The organism is Burkholderia sp. A2, from assembly GCF_001729305.1.
Lineage (GTDB): Bacteria > Pseudomonadota > Gammaproteobacteria > Burkholderiales > Burkholderiaceae > Burkholderia > Burkholderia sola.
Window position 1 is genome coordinate 1 of the sequence record NZ_LZXX01000106.1, and the last position, 15,586, is coordinate 15,586.

15 protein-coding genes and 2 pseudogenes are annotated in these 15,586 nt (G+C 68.5%); 2 read left to right on the forward strand and 15 right to left on the reverse strand.

All coding sequences use genetic code 11. The features are described from left to right. From A9Z05_RS35140 to A9Z05_RS23015, 10 genes and pseudogenes are all read right to left on the reverse strand, one after another. A pseudogene (locus tag A9Z05_RS35140) lies at positions 1-1,198 on the reverse strand (IS3 family transposase); the annotation flags it as partial. Positions 1,199-1,337: 139 nt separating this feature from the next. Beyond that, entirely contained in the window at positions 1,338-1,556 is a 219-nt protein-coding gene (locus A9Z05_RS22975; RefSeq protein ID WP_006477594.1) for a hypothetical protein, read from the reverse strand. Next, positions 1,556-2,002: a hypothetical protein gene (locus tag A9Z05_RS22980; RefSeq protein WP_069620130.1), complete on the reverse strand. Its 447-nt coding sequence runs from the start codon at positions 2,000-2,002 to the stop codon at positions 1,556-1,558. Before A9Z05_RS22980 ends, A9Z05_RS22975 begins: the two co-directional genes overlap by 1 nt. Before the next feature lie 71 nt (positions 2,003-2,073). Continuing rightward, positions 2,074-2,394 carry a DNA-binding transcriptional regulator gene (locus tag A9Z05_RS22985; RefSeq protein ID WP_069620131.1) on the reverse strand — a complete coding sequence of 107 codons (321 nt, stop codon included), beginning with the start codon at positions 2,392-2,394 and terminating at the stop codon, positions 2,074-2,076. Beyond that, positions 2,390-2,655, reverse strand: a pseudogene (locus A9Z05_RS22990) (type II toxin-antitoxin system RelE/ParE family toxin); the annotation flags it as partial. The pseudogene A9Z05_RS22990 and the gene A9Z05_RS22985, both read right to left, overlap by 5 nt. Positions 2,656-2,784: 129 nt before the next feature. Beyond that, positions 2,785-4,602, reverse strand: coding sequence for a glutamine--fructose-6-phosphate transaminase (isomerizing) (gene glmS / locus A9Z05_RS22995; RefSeq protein ID WP_069620133.1), 1,818 nt, complete (start codon positions 4,600-4,602; stop codon positions 2,785-2,787). Positions 4,603-4,656: 54 nt separating this feature from the next. After that, the gene (gene glmU, locus A9Z05_RS23000; RefSeq protein WP_069620134.1) at positions 4,657-6,018 is read right to left on the reverse strand and encodes a bifunctional UDP-N-acetylglucosamine diphosphorylase/glucosamine-1-phosphate N-acetyltransferase GlmU; all 1,362 of its coding nucleotides are present in this window, start codon (positions 6,016-6,018) and stop codon (positions 4,657-4,659) included. A 134-nt stretch (positions 6,019-6,152) separates the two neighbouring features. Further along, entirely contained in the window at positions 6,153-7,148 is a 996-nt protein-coding gene (gene ttcA, locus A9Z05_RS23005) for a tRNA 2-thiocytidine(32) synthetase TtcA (protein ID WP_069620135.1), read from the reverse strand. After that, positions 7,145-7,549: a dihydroneopterin aldolase gene (locus A9Z05_RS23010; RefSeq protein ID WP_069620136.1), complete on the reverse strand. Its 405-nt coding sequence runs from the start codon at positions 7,547-7,549 to the stop codon at positions 7,145-7,147. The genes ttcA and A9Z05_RS23010 overlap by 4 nt, the downstream gene beginning before the upstream one ends. A 72-nt stretch (positions 7,550-7,621) precedes the next feature. Then, on the reverse strand, positions 7,622-8,365 hold the full coding sequence (locus A9Z05_RS23015) for an SDR family oxidoreductase (protein WP_069620137.1): 744 nt from the start codon (positions 8,363-8,365) through the stop codon (positions 7,622-7,624). Positions 8,366-8,378: 13 nt separating this feature from the next. On the opposite strand from A9Z05_RS23015, the gene A9Z05_RS23020 reads away from it, so the two are divergent. Next, entirely contained in the window at positions 8,379-9,569 is a 1,191-nt protein-coding gene (locus A9Z05_RS23020) for a class I SAM-dependent methyltransferase (RefSeq protein WP_069620138.1), read from the forward strand. A gap of 12 nt (positions 9,570-9,581) precedes the next feature. Continuing rightward, a complete protein-coding gene (locus A9Z05_RS23025) occupies positions 9,582-9,776 on the forward strand; it encodes a DUF2905 domain-containing protein (RefSeq protein ID WP_021163761.1) in 195 nt (64 codons plus the stop codon). Positions 9,777-9,800: 24 nt separating this feature from the next. Here the strand turns inward: A9Z05_RS23025 and A9Z05_RS23030 are convergent, their stop codons facing one another. The 5 genes from A9Z05_RS23030 to A9Z05_RS23050 all read right to left on the reverse strand — a co-directional run bounded on the left by A9Z05_RS23030 (position 9,801) and on the right by A9Z05_RS23050 (position 15,560). After that, entirely contained in the window at positions 9,801-10,022 is a 222-nt protein-coding gene (locus A9Z05_RS23030; RefSeq protein ID WP_027785622.1) for a hypothetical protein, read from the reverse strand. 117 nt (positions 10,023-10,139) lie between these two features. Continuing rightward, positions 10,140-11,048, reverse strand: coding sequence for a carbohydrate kinase (locus A9Z05_RS23035; protein ID WP_069620139.1), 909 nt, complete (start codon positions 11,046-11,048; stop codon positions 10,140-10,142). Continuing rightward, on the reverse strand, positions 11,045-12,325 hold the full coding sequence (locus A9Z05_RS23040) for an AGE family epimerase/isomerase (protein ID WP_069620140.1): 1,281 nt from the start codon (positions 12,323-12,325) through the stop codon (positions 11,045-11,047). Before A9Z05_RS23040 ends, A9Z05_RS23035 begins: the two co-directional genes overlap by 4 nt. Then, the gene (locus A9Z05_RS23045) at positions 12,322-13,341 is read right to left on the reverse strand and encodes a LacI family DNA-binding transcriptional regulator (RefSeq protein WP_069620141.1); all 1,020 of its coding nucleotides are present in this window, start codon (positions 13,339-13,341) and stop codon (positions 12,322-12,324) included. Before A9Z05_RS23045 ends, A9Z05_RS23040 begins: the two co-directional genes overlap by 4 nt. Before the next feature lie 374 nt (positions 13,342-13,715). Continuing rightward, complete coding sequence (locus tag A9Z05_RS23050; protein ID WP_069620310.1) at positions 13,716-15,560, reverse strand: EAL domain-containing protein; 1,845 nt, start codon at positions 15,558-15,560, stop codon at positions 13,716-13,718. Between the last annotated feature and the right edge of the window lie 26 nt (positions 15,561-15,586).

Here is a 15,586-nt window from a genome sequence, read left to right on the forward strand (position 1 = left end):
CCAAAGAAGCTTTCCATCGCAGCGTTGTCCAGGCAGTTCCCCTTGCGCGACATGCTTTGAGTCAGCTTGCGTCGCTTCAATTGCCGACGAAACGCCGGCATCCGGTATTGCCAGCCTTGGTCCGAATGCAATACCGGTCTGTCCGTGCGTTTGAGTTTGGCCAACGCCTTCTTCAGCATGCTGCTGACCAACTTGAAGGTTGGACGACGATCCATCTGGTAAGCCACGATCTCACCGTTGTATAGATCCATCACCGGCGACAGATACAGCTTGTGCCCACCGACGTTGAATTCCGTCACGTCCGTCACCCACTTCTGGTTGGCTTGCGTGGCACTGAACTGACGTTGCAGCAAGTTGGGCGCGGCCTGACCGACCTCACCTCGCCAGGAACGATATTTCTTCGGGCGCACCAAGGACTTCAGTTGCAATTGCTGCATCAGCCGCTGCACGGCCTTGTGGTTGACGAGATGCCCGGCTTGCCGGATCGCGGCCGTGACGCGTCGATAGCCGTAGCGGCCCTTGTGATGGTCGAACACCGTCCGGATCTTTGCCTTCAAATCGGCGTGGCGATCCTCGGTGTTCAGCGTTCCGAGTTGGTAATAGAACGTGCTGCGCGCCAAACCAGCCACCTTCAGCAGGGCCGCTACCGGATGGTGCGCCCGCAGTTCTCGCACTATTTGCGTTTTTTCTTTTGCGCTGCCTGCTTCTTGGCCAGCAGCGCATCGAGCTTTTTTAAGTACGCCACCTCCGCGCGCAGATACTCGTTTTCCTTGAGCAATTCCTCACGCGAGCGTTCGTCCGGTTTGTCGGATTCGGTGGGTTCGGGTGGAAGTGAAGCGGTCATCTTTCGGGGGCGTCCTCGTCGGCGAGGCGACAGTGCATCGATACCGCCCTCATGATACAGGCGCTCCCAGCCTACCACGCAGCCGGCGCCGCGAATGTCGAACAAGGCCGAGACCTGAGCGTACGACAACTCATCTCTCCACATGCGCCGCAGTACCGACAGCTTGAACTGCGCATCGTAGTGCGTGTGCTTCTTGCGTAATCCCGCACTGCCATGCTCCCGGTAGCTTGTGACCCAGCGCCGGATCACCGTACGTCCCACGCCGTGCCGGGCAGCCAGCGACTTGATGCCAATTCCGCCGGCCAGATACTCGTCAACGATGCCCTGTCTGAACTGCTCGTTGTACTTCGTCATGTAAAACACCCCAAAGGTTGGACGGGGGGGCCAACTTTTGGGGTGCAGTTCAATGGACGCCCCTTCTTTCATTTGCGACGCGCGACGCACCTGCGTGGCCCCGGTGACGGCGGCCGCGGATGCGCGTGGTTGCGTTCGGTCAGCTGTGGTTGTCGATCCACGCGCGTGCCCATTCGAGCCCTGCATCGCGCGCGTCGTCTTCGGTGTCGAACACGCCGAGCACGCCCGACGCCTCGACGAGCCGGTTGTTCTGCGTGATCGTGCCGCTCGCCGCGAAGCGCTCGGGCTGCATGATCTCGTCCTGCTGCAGGATCGCGTGGCCCCAGATCTGGTAGCCGTGGTAGGTCTGCGCTTCCATTATCGAGTCACCTCCGCGGAGCGGCCTTGCGTGCCGACCTGCAGCACGTTGCCGTCCGGCGTGTATTGACGCGGGATGTCGGAGAACGTGAGCGCGCGCGTCGCGTCCGGCGCGGCCGGCTGCATCACCGTGAGACGCCCGGGCGCGGGGTGCGCGACGGGGCGCGGGGCGGCCGGGGTGTCGGCCGCGGCCGGGCGATTCGAGCCGGCTTTCACGGCCTGCGCGACGCGGCGCTTGGGCGGTTTCGCGGCGGCTTTCGGCGTGGCGCTCGCGTGCTTCTCCGCGCGCTTGCCGGTGCGCGCGTCGGCGCCAGGGCGTGCAGCCGGCGTACGCGCCGCCGGTTGCCGCGCCTCGGGCGGGTTCCAGACCTCGACATAGTGCTCGGCGGCCCAGCCCGTTGACGCGAACGTCAGCGCGAGCAATCCGCATCCAAACAGTCTTACCATTGTCTCTCCGTCATATTCGTTGCGGCGCGCGTCCAGCCGGGGCCGTGCAGGGGCGTTCGGGGAATGCCGGCTCAGGAGAACACCTCGAGCCCGTGTTTTTCGACGATCTGGAGCATGCGCGCGGCGATGCCGCTGGGCCGCTTGTCGCCCTGTTCCCATTGGCGGATCGTCGATGTCGTCGTGTTCAGGTAGAGCGCGAACACGCTCTGGCTGACGTTGACCGACTTGCGGATGCGGGCGATCGCTTCCGGATCGAACTGCGGCGCGGCTTCGATGCGGAGATCGTCGTATTCCCGCATCGTCTTCTTGTCGATCAGGTTGGCGCGATACAGCCCCGACGCGGCGCTGTGGGGCGCCTCCGTCGCGTCGCTCTTGAATCGACTCTTGGCCATTGCAAATCTCCACAAGCTCTTTCAGTGCGACCGGCGTCGCGATGTCGCTGTCGATGTGTCGACCTACGTCCGCGGCGAGCTTTCCGAACGCGCGCCGTTCGCATGCGTCGATTTCTTCCAGACGTTGCCGCCGAGATCGACGCCCTGGCCGCGGGCCAGTTCCCGCACCGCGCGGCAGAGTTCGCCATCGGCGATTCCCGCCTTTCCGGCTGCCTTGTGAAGCCTCTTCGTCTTGAAGACGCGTCGTACGGAAGCAGGCATGTCGAGCCGGTCGAGTCAGCACAGGATTATATACCACTACGTGGTACATATTTCGACCTGGCCGAACGGCCTGCTTCGCGCCGCAAGCAGTCGGGACGGCCCGGCGAGGGGCCATCCTGTTGCCCCGTTTTACTCTACCGTCACCGACTTCGCGAGGTTGCGCGGCTTGTCGACGTCGGTGCCGCGCGCGCACGCGGTGTGATACGCGAGCAGTTGCAGCGGCACGACGTGCAGGATCGGCGACAGTTGCCCGTAGTGCTCCGGCATCCGGATCACGTGCAGGCCGTCGTCGTTGACGATCTGCGTGTCGGCATCCGCGAACACGTAGAGCTCGCCGCCGCGCGCGCGCACTTCCTGCATGTTCGACTTCAGCTTCTCGAGCAGCGTGTCGTTCGGCGCGACCGTGACGACCGGCATCGCTTCCGTGACGAGCGCGAGCGGCCCGTGCTTCAGTTCGCCGGCCGGATAGGCCTCGGCGTGGATGTACGAGATTTCCTTCAGCTTCAGCGCGCCTTCGAGCGCGATCGGGTAGTGCAGCCCGCGGCCGAGGAACAGCGCGTTTTCCTTGCGCGCGAATTCCTCCGACCACGCGATGATCTGCGGCTCGAGCGCGAGCACGCTGTTCAGCGCGGCCGGCAGGTGGCGCAGTTCCTTCAGGAATTGCGCCTCCTGCGCGGCGTCGACGTGCCCGCGCAGCTTGCCGAGCGTCGCGGCCAGCACGAACAGCGCGACGAGCTGCGTCGTGAACGCCTTCGTCGACGCGACGCCGATCTCGGTGCCCGCGTGCGTCAGGAACTGCATCTCGGTGAGGCGCACCATCGCGCTCGTCGCGACGTTGCACACCGCGAGCGTATGCGTGTGGCCGAGCGACTGCGCATGCTTGAGCGCCGCGAGCGTATCGGCCGTCTCGCCCGACTGCGAGATCACCAGCACGAGCTGGCGCGGGTTCGGCACCGACTCGCGGTAGCGGTATTCGCTGGCGATCTCGACCTGGGTCGGGATCTTCGCGATCGATTCGAGCCAGTACTTCGCGGTGAGGCCCGAGTAGTAGCTCGTGCCGCACGCGAGGATCAGCAGGCTGTCGATCTCCGCGAACGCGGCGGGGGCCGCATCGCCGAACAGCGTCGCGTCGAAGGCTTCCGTCTGCGGCACGGTGTCGCCGATCGCGCGCGGCTGCTCGAAGATTTCCTTCTGCATGAAGTGGCGATACGGGCCGAGTTCGACCGCGCCGCCGTACGCGCTGACCACGCGGATTTCACGCTGCACGGTGGCGCCGTGACGATCGACGATCGTCACGCCGTCGAGCGACAGCTCGCACACGTCGCCTTCCTCGAGGAACGTGAAGCGGTCGGTGCTGCCGGCCAGCGCCAGCGCGTCGGACGCGAGGAAGTTCTCGCCGTCGCCGTGACCGACGACGAGCGGCGAACCCTGGCGCGCGCCGACGACGGTGTGCGGCTGGTCCTTGTGGATCACGGCGATCGCATATGCGCCGTGCAGCTGGTGCACGGCTTCGCGCACTGCGTCGAACAGGTTGCCGCGGTACAGGCTGTGCACGAGGTGCGCGATCACTTCGGTGTCGGTCTGCGACACGAATTCGTAGCCCTTCGCGCGCAGCGTTTCGCGCAGCGTCTCGAAGTTCTCGATGATGCCGTTGTGCACGAGCGCGAGTGCGTTCGACGAGAAGATCGGGTGCGCGTTGTGCGTGACGGGCGCGCCGTGCGTGGCCCAGCGCGTGTGTGCGACGCCGGTCGTGCCTTCGAGGTGCGTGTCGCGCACCTGCGCATCGAGATCGGCCACGCGTGCGACGCTGCGCGCGCGCTTCGGTGCGCCCGGCTCGAGCACGGCGACGCCGCACGAGTCGTAGCCACGGTATTCGAGGCGCCGCAATCCTTCGATGAGGACCGGAACGATATTACGTTGCGCAACTGCGCCGACAATGCCGCACATGAATGGTCAATCCTGTCAGTCGAAGCGGGCGCCGCGCGGGCGCCCGCAAAAGGTTCAGCTCTTTTTCTTGACCGGGCGGACGTAGCCGCTCTTCGCGGTCTGCGTCTTCTCGTTCAACGCGAGGACGCCTTCGGCGACGTCCTTCCAGATCGTCGTGCCGGCCGCGATCGTCACGCCGCGGCCGACGCGCACGGGCGCGACGAGCTGCGTGTCGGAGCCGACGAACACGTCGTCCTCGATCACGGTGCGGAACTTGTTCGCGCCGTCGTAGTTGCAGGTGATCGTGCCCGCGCCGATGTTCACGCGCGCGCCGATGTCGGCGTCGCCGATGTACGTGAGGTGATTCGCCTTCGAGCCGTGGCCGATCACCGCGTTCTTCACCTCGACGAAGTTGCCGACGTGCGCTTCGTCCGCGAGCTGCGCGCCCGGGCGCAGCCGCGCGTACGGGCCGATCACGGTGTTCGCGCCGAGCACGGCGCCGTCGATGTGCGTGAACGCGTCGATGCGCGTGCCCGCGCCGATCGACGCGTTGCGGATCACGCAGTTCGCGCCGATCGTCACGTTGTCGGCGAGCGTCACGTTGCCTTCGAACACGCAGTTCACGTCGATCGACACGTCGCGGCCGCAGCGCAGCGTGCCGCGCACGTCGACGCGCGCCGGATCGGCGAGCGTCACGCCGTCGACGAGCAGCGCATCGGCGACGTTGCGCTGGTGAATGCGTTCGAGCTCCGCGAGCTGCGCCTTGCTGTTCACGCCGAGCGTTTCCCATTCGTCGTCGGGCTGCGACGTGACGACCTCGAAGCCGGCCTCGATCGCGAGTTCGACGACGTCGGTCAGGTAGTACTCGCCCTGCGCGTTTTCGTTCTTCAGCGCGCCGAGCCACATCGACAGCTGGGCCGTCGGCGTGACGATGATGCCGGTGTTGATCTCGGCGATCCGCAGCTCGTCCGGCGACGCATCCTTCTGCTCGACGATGCGCGTGACGAAGCCGGCCGCGTCGCGCACGATGCGGCCGTAGCCGGTCGGGTCGTCGAGCGTGACGGTCAGAATGCCGTAGCGGCCGTCGCGCGCGGCGTCGACGAGACGCTGCAGCGTCGACGCGCGGGTGAGCGGCACGTCGCCGTACAGCACGAGCGTCGGTTGCGCGGGATCGAGGAGCGGCAGCGCCTGGCGCACCGCGTGGCCGGTGCCGAGCTGCTCGGCCTGCACCGCGAACTGGACGTCGGGCGCGGCGACGGCGGCCTGGACCTGCTCGGCGCCGTGGCCGACGACGACGACGAGCCGGGACGGCTGCAGCGTGCGCGCGGTGTCGATGACGTGGGACAGGAGCGGCCTGCCGGCCAGGGGGTGAAGCACTTTCGGCAGCGCGGAACGCATGCGCTTGCCGGTGCCTGCCGCCAAAATCACGATATTCATGGCGCGCGCTTGGGTCAGAGTTCGAAGCCGTCCATTTTAGCATGCGGCCCTTGTCGCTCCGGGCCTGTCGCGGCGCGGCGACAACGCCGAAACGAGGCCGTTGGCCCCGGTTTCGGCGGGTGTTCGGTCCCTGCTTACAGGTCGTCGAACTGGACGATCGAGATCGGTCGGGCCGCGACCGGTTTGCCGGCGCCGGGCGCCATCGCGTCGTCGCCCGATGCGCACGGCTCCTCGTCGAACGCGATGTCGCCTTGCGGATCGGCTTCACCCGTCGCGCGCAGCGACTGGAACGGGTACAGCGTCGTGTCCATCAGGTGCGACGGCACGACCTTCGCGAGCGCGTTGAACATGTTGTCGACGCGGCCCGGGAAGCGCTTGTCCCATTCGCGGATCAGCGCCTTCATTTCCGCACGCTTCAGGTTCGGCTGGCTGCCGCACAGGTTGCACGGGATGATCGGGAATTCGCGCAGCTCCGCGTATTTCTCGAGATCGGTTTCCTTCACGTACGCGAGCGGGCGGATCACGATGTTCTTGCCGTCGTCCGACTGCAGCTTCGGCGGCATTCCCTTCAGCTTGCCGCCGTAGAACATGTTCAGCAGCAGCGTCTGCACGATGTCGTCGCGGTGATGGCCGAGCGCGATCTTGGTCGCGCCGAGCTCGCCGGCCACGCGGTACAGGATCCCGCGGCGCAGCCGCGAGCACAGCGAGCAGGTCGTCTTGCCTTCCGGCACGAGCCGCTTGACGATGCTGTAGGTGTCCTGGTTCTCGATGTGGAACGGCACGCCGACCTGCTTCAGGTATTCGGGCAGCACGTGCTCGGGGAAGCCCGGCTGCTTCTGGTCGAGGTTCACCGCGACGATGTCGAAGTCGATCGGCGCGCGCTCGCGCAGGCGCAGCAGCACGTCGAGCATCGCGTAGCTGTCCTTGCCGCCCGACAGGCACACCATCACCTTGTCGCCCTGCTCGATCATGTTGTAGTCGCCGATCGCCTGGCCGACCTGGCGCACGATCCGCTTGAACAGCTTGTTGTTCTCGTACGCTTCCTTCTGCTCGCGGCGCGTCAGCGCGGGGCGGCCGGTTTCGGCGGTCGCGGCGTCGGCCGCCGTGTCGTTCATGTGGGGGGCGTTCATTGGCGCTCCTCGTCCTTGATGCGAAAGACTTCGACGCCGACGGCGTCGCAGTCCGGATAGGCGTCCGGTTTCTCGGTACGGACGCGTACCGCGCGCACGGCGTCGTGCGCCAGCAGGTGCGCGGCGATCGAATCGCACAGCGTTTCCTGCAGATGAATGTGGCCGCGCGCGAGGCACTGCGCGACGCTCTGCTTCATCAGGTCGTAGTCGACGACTTCATGCAGCCGGTCATCGACGGGCGTCGACTGCGCAAGCGGCACGAACAGGTCGACGTTGATGACGACGCGCTGCTCGCCGCGCTTCTCGTGTTCGAAGGCCCCGATGTTGATGTGCACCTCGTAGTCGCGCAGGTAGAGCCTGCGGCAATCCGCGAGGCGGGGGTGCAGGAGAGCGGAAAACATGGTCGTCCCAGTCAAATTGGCGTGCGCGCACGCAAAGCGGCGCGGGCGGCGGTCAGGCCGCGCCCGCGCGGTTCATTCATTCGGGCCGGCGGCGGGCGGCACCAGGTGCTCGCCGCCGTCGACGGTCAGCGTCGCGCCCGTCACGCCGGGCGCGCTCGCGAGATAGCAGGCGGCCGCCGCGATGTCGTCCGCGTGCGGCGCGTGGCCGCGCACGAGCGCCGCGACCCGCACCTTCGGCGCGAGCGCCAGCGCGAGCGCCGACGTCGCGCGGTTCAACGCGGCCTGCATCAGCGCGTGCGACAGCTGCGCCGGCGCCGGGTGAAACAGGGCCTGATCCAGTACGTGGATCGCGCACGCGCGCAGCGCTTCGTGCTCGCGCGCGGCGTCGGGCGTCGCATCGGCGAGCGCGCGGGCCAGCGCGAGCGGCGCGGTCACGTTGCGCGCGAGCGCGGCGGCGAGCGACGCGGCGTCGACCGTGTGCGCGTCGTCGGTGCCGGCGCTGGCGCTGACGAACACCGCGCATGCAGGCCGGCCGAGCGCTTCGCCGCACGCGGCGACGAGGGCCGCGGCATCGGCTTCCACGGCCAGATCGGCGTCGAGCACGGCCGCGCGGCGGCCGAGCGCCGTGACTTCGGCGACGAGCGCGTCGGCGGCCGCGCGCGGCGCGCGTTGGCTGCGCTGCAGCGCGACGTCCCAGCCGCGGCGGGCGAAACCCGTCGCGAGCGCGCGGCCGATCGACGCGGCGTCCGCCGCGTTACCCACGGCGCCCGTGACGAGCACCACGCGTGGGGTGGACGTATCGGCTGAAACGGTCATTTACAATGCCGGGATGAACCCGAAAGCTCACGAACCCGCTAGTTTACCTGCTCCCGGCCCTGACGCGCTCGCGCAGTCCGAAACCCTCGCCGCGCAACTGCGCGACGAGATTGCGGCGGCCGGCGGCTGGCTGCCGTTCGACCGCTTCATGGAGCGCGCGCTGTATGCGCCGGGCCTCGGTTATTACAGCGGCGGCGCGCGCAAGTTCGGGCGCCGCGCCGACGACGGCAGCGACTTCGTCACCGCCCCCGAGCTGTCGCCGCTGTTTGCGCAGACGCTCGCGAACCCCATCGCCGAAGCGCTCGCGGCGACCGGCACGCGCCGCGTGATGGAGTTCGGCGCCGGCACGGGCAAGCTCGCGGCCGGGCTGCTCGCGGCGCTCGACGCGCCGGGCGTCGAACTCGACGAATACCTGATCGTCGACCTGTCGGGCGAGCTGCGCGAACGGCAGCGCGACACGATCGAAGCCGCGGCGCCGGCGCTGGCCGCGAAGGTGCGCTGGCTCGACGCGCTGCCCGAGCGGTTCGACGGCGTCGTGGTCGGCAACGAGGTGCTCGACGCGATGCCGGTGCGCCTCTTCGCGAAGGCGGATGGCGCGTGGCGCGAGCGCGGTGTCGCGCTCGACGCACGGCAGGCGTTCGTGTTCGACGACCGGCCGGTCGGCGCCGCCGGCCTGCCGGCGGTGCTCGCGACGCTCGACGTCGGCGATGGCTACGTGACCGAAACGCACGAGGCCGCGCTCGCGTTCACGCGCACCGTTTGCACGATGCTCGCGCGTGGTGCGGTGCTGCTGGTCGACTACGGGTTTCCCGCGCACGAGTACTACCACCCGCAGCGCGACCGCGGCACGCTGATGTGCCATTACCGTCACCACGCGCACGACGACCCGTTCGTATACCCGGGCCTGCAGGACATCACCGCGCACGTCGAATTCACCGGCATCTACGACGCGGGCGTCGCGACCGGCGCCGATCTGCTCGGCTACACATCGCAGGCGCGCTTCCTGTTGAACGCAGGCATCACCGATGCGCTGGCCGCGATCGATCCGTCCGACATTCATCAGTTCCTGCCGGCCGCGAACGCGGTGCAGAAGCTGATCTCGGAGGCCGAGATGGGCGAGCTGTTCAAGGTGATCGCGTTTTCGCGCGGGATCGACGGCACGCTCGACGCGTTCGCGCGCGGCGACCGCTCGCATGCGCTCTGACGGAGCCCTGACGTGCTGCGCTGGCTATTGACGACGTTCGTCGCGGTGATGATCCTGACGCGCTGCTGGCCGTGGCTCGGCAAGCTCGGGATCGGGCGGATGCCGGGCGACGTCACGCTGACGCTCGGCGGGCGGCGCTACCCGTTCCCGTTCATGTCGACTCTGGTGCTGACGATGCTGGTATCGATGGTGGCGCGGCTGCTCTGAGCCGCGCCGAACAAGAGGGGTGCGTCACAGCTCGATCTCGCCGAGGATCCGGTGCGCGAGCGCCTTCGCCTCGTCGAACGCTTCTTCCTCGCTGGGGCTCGTCGAGTGGACGTCGTAACGCATGTTCTCGGTGTCGTCCCCGTCGTCGCGCGCGAGGATCACGTAACCCTGGAACTGCCCGTTGCCTGCATGCTGCGTATGCGCCTTGGCCGTGTAGATGCCTTTCGTGAACGTGTTCGTGTCCATCGTGCTCTCCCGCAAAAAGGACACTTCATCGTAGCACTGCGGCGCAGCATGGTGAACGCGGTTTATCGGTGACCGATCAGCGACCGGCACCTGCGTGCGCGTCCCTTCAACGCCTGTTCAACCTTCGAGCAGCGCGACGACCTCGTCGAGCGTCGGCGCGTGCGCGCCCGTGTGCCGGCACGCGGCGGCGCCGGCCGCCAGCGCGAACGCGAGATGCTCGCGCCAGCCGCGCTGCGGCGCGGCCATCAGGCTGAACAGCAGGCCGCCGATCGACGCGTCGCCCGCGCCGACGGTGTCGGCCACCTCGACTCGCGGCGGACTGGCCTCGTGCACGTCGCCGTCCGCGTGGAGCGTCGCCGCCTGCGCACCGCGCGTGACGAGCACGGCCGCCCGCGGGTTCAGCGCGCGCACCGCCGCGATCGCGTCGGGGCCGTCGCCGCCGAACAGGTGCCGCAGGTCTTCGTCGGACACCTTGATCAGGTCGGCGAGCGCGGCCATCTTCTCCAGCGTCGGCCGGTATGCGGCCGTCATCAGGTTCCGCACGTTCGGGTCGAAGCTGATCTTCACGCCGCGTGCGTGCAGGTCGGCCGCGAGCGCGGCCAGCGTGCCCGCGAGCGGTTCGCGCACGAGGCTGATGCAGCCGAAATGCGCCCATTGCACGTGCTCGGCCCAGCCGGCCGGCAGCCGCGCGGGATCGAACGCGAGATCGGCGCTCGCTTCGCCGATGAAGAAGTACGCGGGCGGGCGCGTCTCGTGAACGATCGCGAGCAGCGGCGGCCGCGCGACGCGCTGCAGGAAGCGCAGGTCGAGCCCAGCCGCTTCGCTCGTGCGCCACAGCACGTCGGAGAAGCAGTCTTCGCCGATCGAGCCGGCGAGCGCGCTCGGTATGCCGAGCCGCGCGACCGCGCGCGCGACGTTCCAGCCGGCGCCGCCCGGCACCGACGTCCACTGCGCGTCGCCCGCGCGCACCATGTCGGTCAGGATGTCGCCCGCCGACACGAACGCCGGAAACGTGGCGCCGCTCATTGCGTCGGCTCGCTGCGTTGCATGCGCGCGAGGGTCGCGAGCACGTCGTAGCAGGCGCCCATCGTGTGATAGTCGGTCTTGCCGGCCGGGCTCTTCTCGTCGCTGTACTTGCGGTTGTCGCAGGTGAGGATCCGGTACCACGCGCCGTAGCGGTGATCGACGAAGTGCGCCCAGCTGTAGCGCCAGATCTCGTCGTACCAGTCCCAGAAGCGCTCGCTGCCGGTGCGCGCGCCGAGCATCGCGGCCGCCGCGAAGGTTTCCGCCTGCACCCAGAAATACTTGTTGTGGTCGCAGATCGTGAAGTCGGGGCCGAAGCCGTAGCAGAGGCCGCCGTGATCCGCGTCCCACGCGTGCGTGAGCGCCGCGTCGAACAGCTCGGCCGCGCGCGGCGCGAGCCAGTCGAGCGGGCGGTGCCGCTCGAGGATCAGCAGCAGCTTCGCCCATTCGGTCTGGTGCCCGGGCTGGAAGCCCCACGGACGGAAGATGTTCGAGCTGTCTTCCTTGTTGTAATCCCAGTCGATCGACCAGTCCGCATGGTAGTGCTCCCACACGAGCCCGCCCGACAGCGCGGCCTGGCGCTGCGTGATGTGGGACGCGAGCTTTTCCGCGCGATCGAGGTACGTCAGATGGCCGGTCGCCTCGTACGCGGCGAGCAGCGCTTCCGTCATGTGCATGTTCGCGTTCTGGCCGCGATACGACGACACGTTCCAGTTCGGCGTCGCATCGTCCGCGTAGAGGCCCGCGGCCGCATCCCAGAAGCGGTGCTCGGCGAGCTCGTAGGTCGACGCGATCAGCGGGCGCGCTTCGTCGATACCGGCCATCGTCGCGTGCGCGGCCGCGAGCAGCACGAACGCGAGGCCGTAGCAGTGGCGCGTGCCGTCGAGCGTCGCGTGCTTCGCGCCGTCGCGCCAGTCGAGCTCCCAGTCGTAGCCCTGCAGCGCGTCGTCCCAGTGCGCGTCGCGCAGGAAACGCAGCCCGTGGCGCGCGTAGTCGAGGTGGCGCGGATCGCCGAAATGGCGGTACGCCATCGCGTAGTTGAAGACGAACCGGCAGGTGCTGACGAGGTGGCGCGACGTGCGGTTGTAGATGCTGCCGTCGTCGCGGAAGTAATGGTAGAAGCCGCCCGTCGGGTCGAATGCGTTCGTCGCGTAGAAGCGCAGCGTGTCTTCGATGTGCGACAGCAGGAACGACGGGTCGCGAAAGCTCGCGACGAACGGTGCCGCTTGCGCGTGGCTGGCCGGCGCGGCGGCGCGGGAGTGGACCGGGGGCATGTTCATGACTCTTGGACCGTGGCGGTATCGAATGCCGGTGAGCCGGCGGGCTGGCTGCTGGCCCGCACGATCAGCGCGACGGGCAGGGAGATCTCGGTGCGCTCGGGCGATTCCGCGAGCAGCAGTTCGACGCCGCGGCGGCCGAGCGCTTCCTTGTCGACCGCGAGCGTCGTGAGCGGCGGGTTCGCGTGCGCGGCGGCCGGGATGTCGTCGAAGCCGACGATCGCGATGTCGTCCGGAATCCGCAGGCCGCGCGCGATGCACACGCGCTGCGCGGCCAGCGCGGCCGCGTCGTTGTACGCGAACACGGCGTCGGGGCGCGGGCCGGGCGCGTCGAGCAGTTGCTCCATCGCACGCGCGGCGCCCGTGTCGGGGTCGAGCCCCGCGTCGATCGTCACTTCGTATGCGGGATCGAACAATCGCCCGGCTTCGAAGAACGCGCGCCGGTAGCCGATCGCGCGCTGCGCGATGCTGTAGTGCGCGGCCGAGCCGCCGATGAACGCGATTCGCGAGCGGCCGCTGGCGAGCAGGTGGCGCATCGCGAGCGCCGCGCCCGTCGCGTTGTCGATGTTGACCGAGCGCAGCCCGGGCGCCCACAGGTCGATCAGCACGAGGGGCCGGCCGGTGGCGGCGAGCGCCTCGATCGTCTCGGGCTCGATGAAGCCGGCGACCGCGATCGCATCGGGCGCATGCGGGCGCATCTGGCGCAGCACGTCGTCGTTCGGGCCGACCGTGAGCAACGTCGGCACGATGCCGCGTTCGCGGCAGGCGTCCTCGACGCCGTGCAGCACGTGCGAGAAGAACGGGCTTGCGGGAAAGCGGTTGTGCTGGCGGTGCAGCAGAAAGGTGAGCCGGCGGATGCGCGGCCGCAGCTGGGCGGGATCGTAACCGAGCTGCCGGGCGATCTCGACGATGCGCGCGCGCGTGGCTTCGGACAGGCCGGGCTGGTTTTTCAGCGCGCGGGAGACGGTGCCGATCGAGACCTCAGCCGCCCGCGCCACGTCGCGAATGGTCGTACCCATCGTTAGGGGTCCGGTTTGTTTAGGGTGGAGGCGATTGTATAGTAAAACGCGCTGCGGAATTCGGGTCGGATAACCGGGGAATACCCGCAAATAACGGGGTTTTAGCCGCTAATCTGCGAAAACACCGTTACTAAAAATACTAAACAAAACACGAAAAAGGCAAGGTTGGTGTGCGGATGTCCGCCAGCGCCGGCGGAGCGCGGCAACGCGCGGCGGAGGCGGGTGCGCAGGTCAGAGCGAGGGCGCGGCACCCGGCTGCCTGCGCGTACGTCGACGAGGCGCCGTCGCGCAACAGCCCGACCACGCGCCGGACGGGCATCGGGCGGATCGGTCGGCGCACGGACGTTGCCGGTGCGCCCGACGCCTGTGCGCCTTCAGCCCGCCGCCATCGCCGCGGCCGGCGGTTCGCCGCGATCGCGCAGCGCGGCGCGACCGGCATCGAGATCGACGACCGCGAGCCCGTCAGGCTGCTGCTTCGCCCGCCGCTTCGCGAGCGCGGCGACCGATGCGATCTCGTCGCTGCCGTAGCGTTGCGCGCCGTGCGCGCCGGCCGGCACGCCGACCGCGCCGATCGCCATCGTCACGAAGCCGAAGAACGCCGGGTTGCCGTGGCGGTCCTCGCCGCGCAGCCCGCCTGCCTGCCGGTCGGCCTGCGTGTAGAAGCGTTGCGCGCCGTCGTTGAAGCGTGCGATCGCGTCGGCGGCGCGCTCGCGCCAGTCGTCGCGCTGGAACAGCACGAGGAAATCGTCACCGCCGACGTGGCCGAGAAAGTCGCGCTGCGGATCGCACACGCCGGCCAGCACCGTCGCGGCGAACTTCAGCACTTCGTCGCCCTGCCAGTAGCCGTACTGGTCGTTGAACGGCTTGAACTGGTTCAGGTCGACGTAGCACGCGTGAAAGCCGGCGTCGCGCTGAAGCAGGCGGTCGATGTGCGCGCTGATCGGGATGTTGCCGGGCAGGAACGTCAGCGGATTCGCATAGCGCGCGGCCTCGATGCGCATCTCGGTCACCGTGCGCACGAGGCTCTCGCCGGTGCCGAGCCCGACATAGCGGCCGTGTTCGGTGATCACGAAGCCGTCCGCGAGATAGCGCTGGTCGTGGCGCGCGAGCAGCGTCGCGAGCTGCTCGAACGTGGTCGCGTTGTCGATCATCAGCGGCGCATCGTTCGCGAACTGCAGGCACGGCTTCTTCCCGAACACCTCGCGGTGATACGGCAGCGCGAAACGGTCGATGAAGCCGCGGCGATTCACGAGCGCGACGGGCCGCCCGCGCTCGACGAGCGCGACCGCATGCAGATCGGGCATCCGGTTGAACAGGTCGAGCACGTCGTTGCTGGTCGCGTCGCGCGGCAGCGCCGGGGCGGGCACGAGCATCTTCCCGGCGATCGTGCCGGCCGGCCGCACCGCGCGCGTCACGCCGGGAAACACCGCGATGTGCGGCGCGCGGATCGCGTCGCGCGCGGCCGGCGCGACCACCGGCGACGGCTGCGCGTTCGGCCGGCCGAGCAGGAAGCCCTGCACGCAGCAGATGCCCATGTCGCGCACGACGATCAGGTCGCATTCGTTCTCGATGCCTTCCGCGATCAGCTTCGCGCCGCTCGCTTGCGCGAAGTGCTGCATGGCCCTCACGGCCTCGAACTTGAGCGGGTCGTGCGCGATGTCGTGGATGAAGAAGCGATCGATCTTCACGACGTCCGGGTGGAGGCGCAGCCACAGGTTCATGCTCGCGTTCGCGGTGCCGTAGTCGTCGAGCGCGAACTGGATGCCGGCGTCGCGCAGCGTCGCGACCGCCGGTCCGATGTCCGCGAGATCGGGAATCGCGTTCTGCTCGGTGAGCTCGATCACGATGCGTTCGGCGCCGATTTGCGCGCGGCCGAGGAACTGGCGTGCGCGCTCGCGTTCGCTGGCGAGCGTGAGGATCGTGCCCGCGCTGAAATTGAGGAACAGCTTGCCGTCGCAGCCGAGCGCCGCGAACGCGTCGAGGCAGGTGAGCGCGGCGGCCCGTTCGAGCGCGATGGTCTCGCCTTCGCGCGCGGCCTGCGCGAACAGCGCGGCGGGCGGCTCGAGGTCGGTGCCGCGCGGGCCGCGGATCAGCCCTTCGTAACCGACGACCGTGCCGGACCCGAGGTCGACGATCGGCTGGAAAACGGCGGCGAGCGCGCGGTCCGCGATCAGGCGCGTGGTGCGGGGGGCAGCGGAATCGGAGGAGGGCGCGGGCATGGGCGAGGGCAGCCGGATCGACGGGA

Coding starts and splice junctions, on each gene's coding strand:
- A9Z05_RS22975 (WP_006477594.1), bottom strand. CDS start 1,556: ATGGAAGCGCAGACCTACCACGGCTACCAGATCTGGGGCCACGCGATC.
- A9Z05_RS22980 (WP_069620130.1), bottom strand. CDS start 2,002: ATGGTAAGACTGTTTGGATGCGGATTGCTCGCGCTGACGTTCGCGTCA.
- A9Z05_RS22985 (WP_069620131.1), bottom strand. CDS start 2,394: ATGGCCAAGAGTCGATTCAAGAGCGACGCGACGGAGGCGCCCCACAGC.
- glmS (WP_069620133.1), bottom strand. CDS start 4,602: ATGTGCGGCATTGTCGGCGCAGTTGCGCAACGTAATATCGTTCCGGTC.
- glmU (WP_069620134.1), bottom strand. CDS start 6,018: ATGAATATCGTGATTTTGGCGGCAGGCACCGGCAAGCGCATGCGTTCC.
- ttcA (WP_069620135.1), bottom strand. CDS start 7,148: ATGAACGCCCCCCACATGAACGACACGGCGGCCGACGCCGCGACCGCC.
- A9Z05_RS23010 (WP_069620136.1), bottom strand. CDS start 7,549: ATGTTTTCCGCTCTCCTGCACCCCCGCCTCGCGGATTGCCGCAGGCTC.
- A9Z05_RS23015 (WP_069620137.1), bottom strand. CDS start 8,365: ATGACCGTTTCAGCCGATACGTCCACCCCACGCGTGGTGCTCGTCACG.
- A9Z05_RS23020 (WP_069620138.1), top strand. CDS start 8,379: ATGAACCCGAAAGCTCACGAACCCGCTAGTTTACCTGCTCCCGGCCCT.
- A9Z05_RS23030 (WP_027785622.1), bottom strand. CDS start 10,022: ATGGACACGAACACGTTCACGAAAGGCATCTACACGGCCAAGGCGCAT.
- A9Z05_RS23035 (WP_069620139.1), bottom strand. CDS start 11,048: ATGAGCGGCGCCACGTTTCCGGCGTTCGTGTCGGCGGGCGACATCCTG.
- A9Z05_RS23040 (WP_069620140.1), bottom strand. CDS start 12,325: ATGAACATGCCCCCGGTCCACTCCCGCGCCGCCGCGCCGGCCAGCCAC.
- A9Z05_RS23045 (WP_069620141.1), bottom strand. CDS start 13,341: ATGGGTACGACCATTCGCGACGTGGCGCGGGCGGCTGAGGTCTCGATC.
- A9Z05_RS23050 (WP_069620310.1), bottom strand. CDS start 15,560: ATGCCCGCGCCCTCCTCCGATTCCGCTGCCCCCCGCACCACGCGCCTG.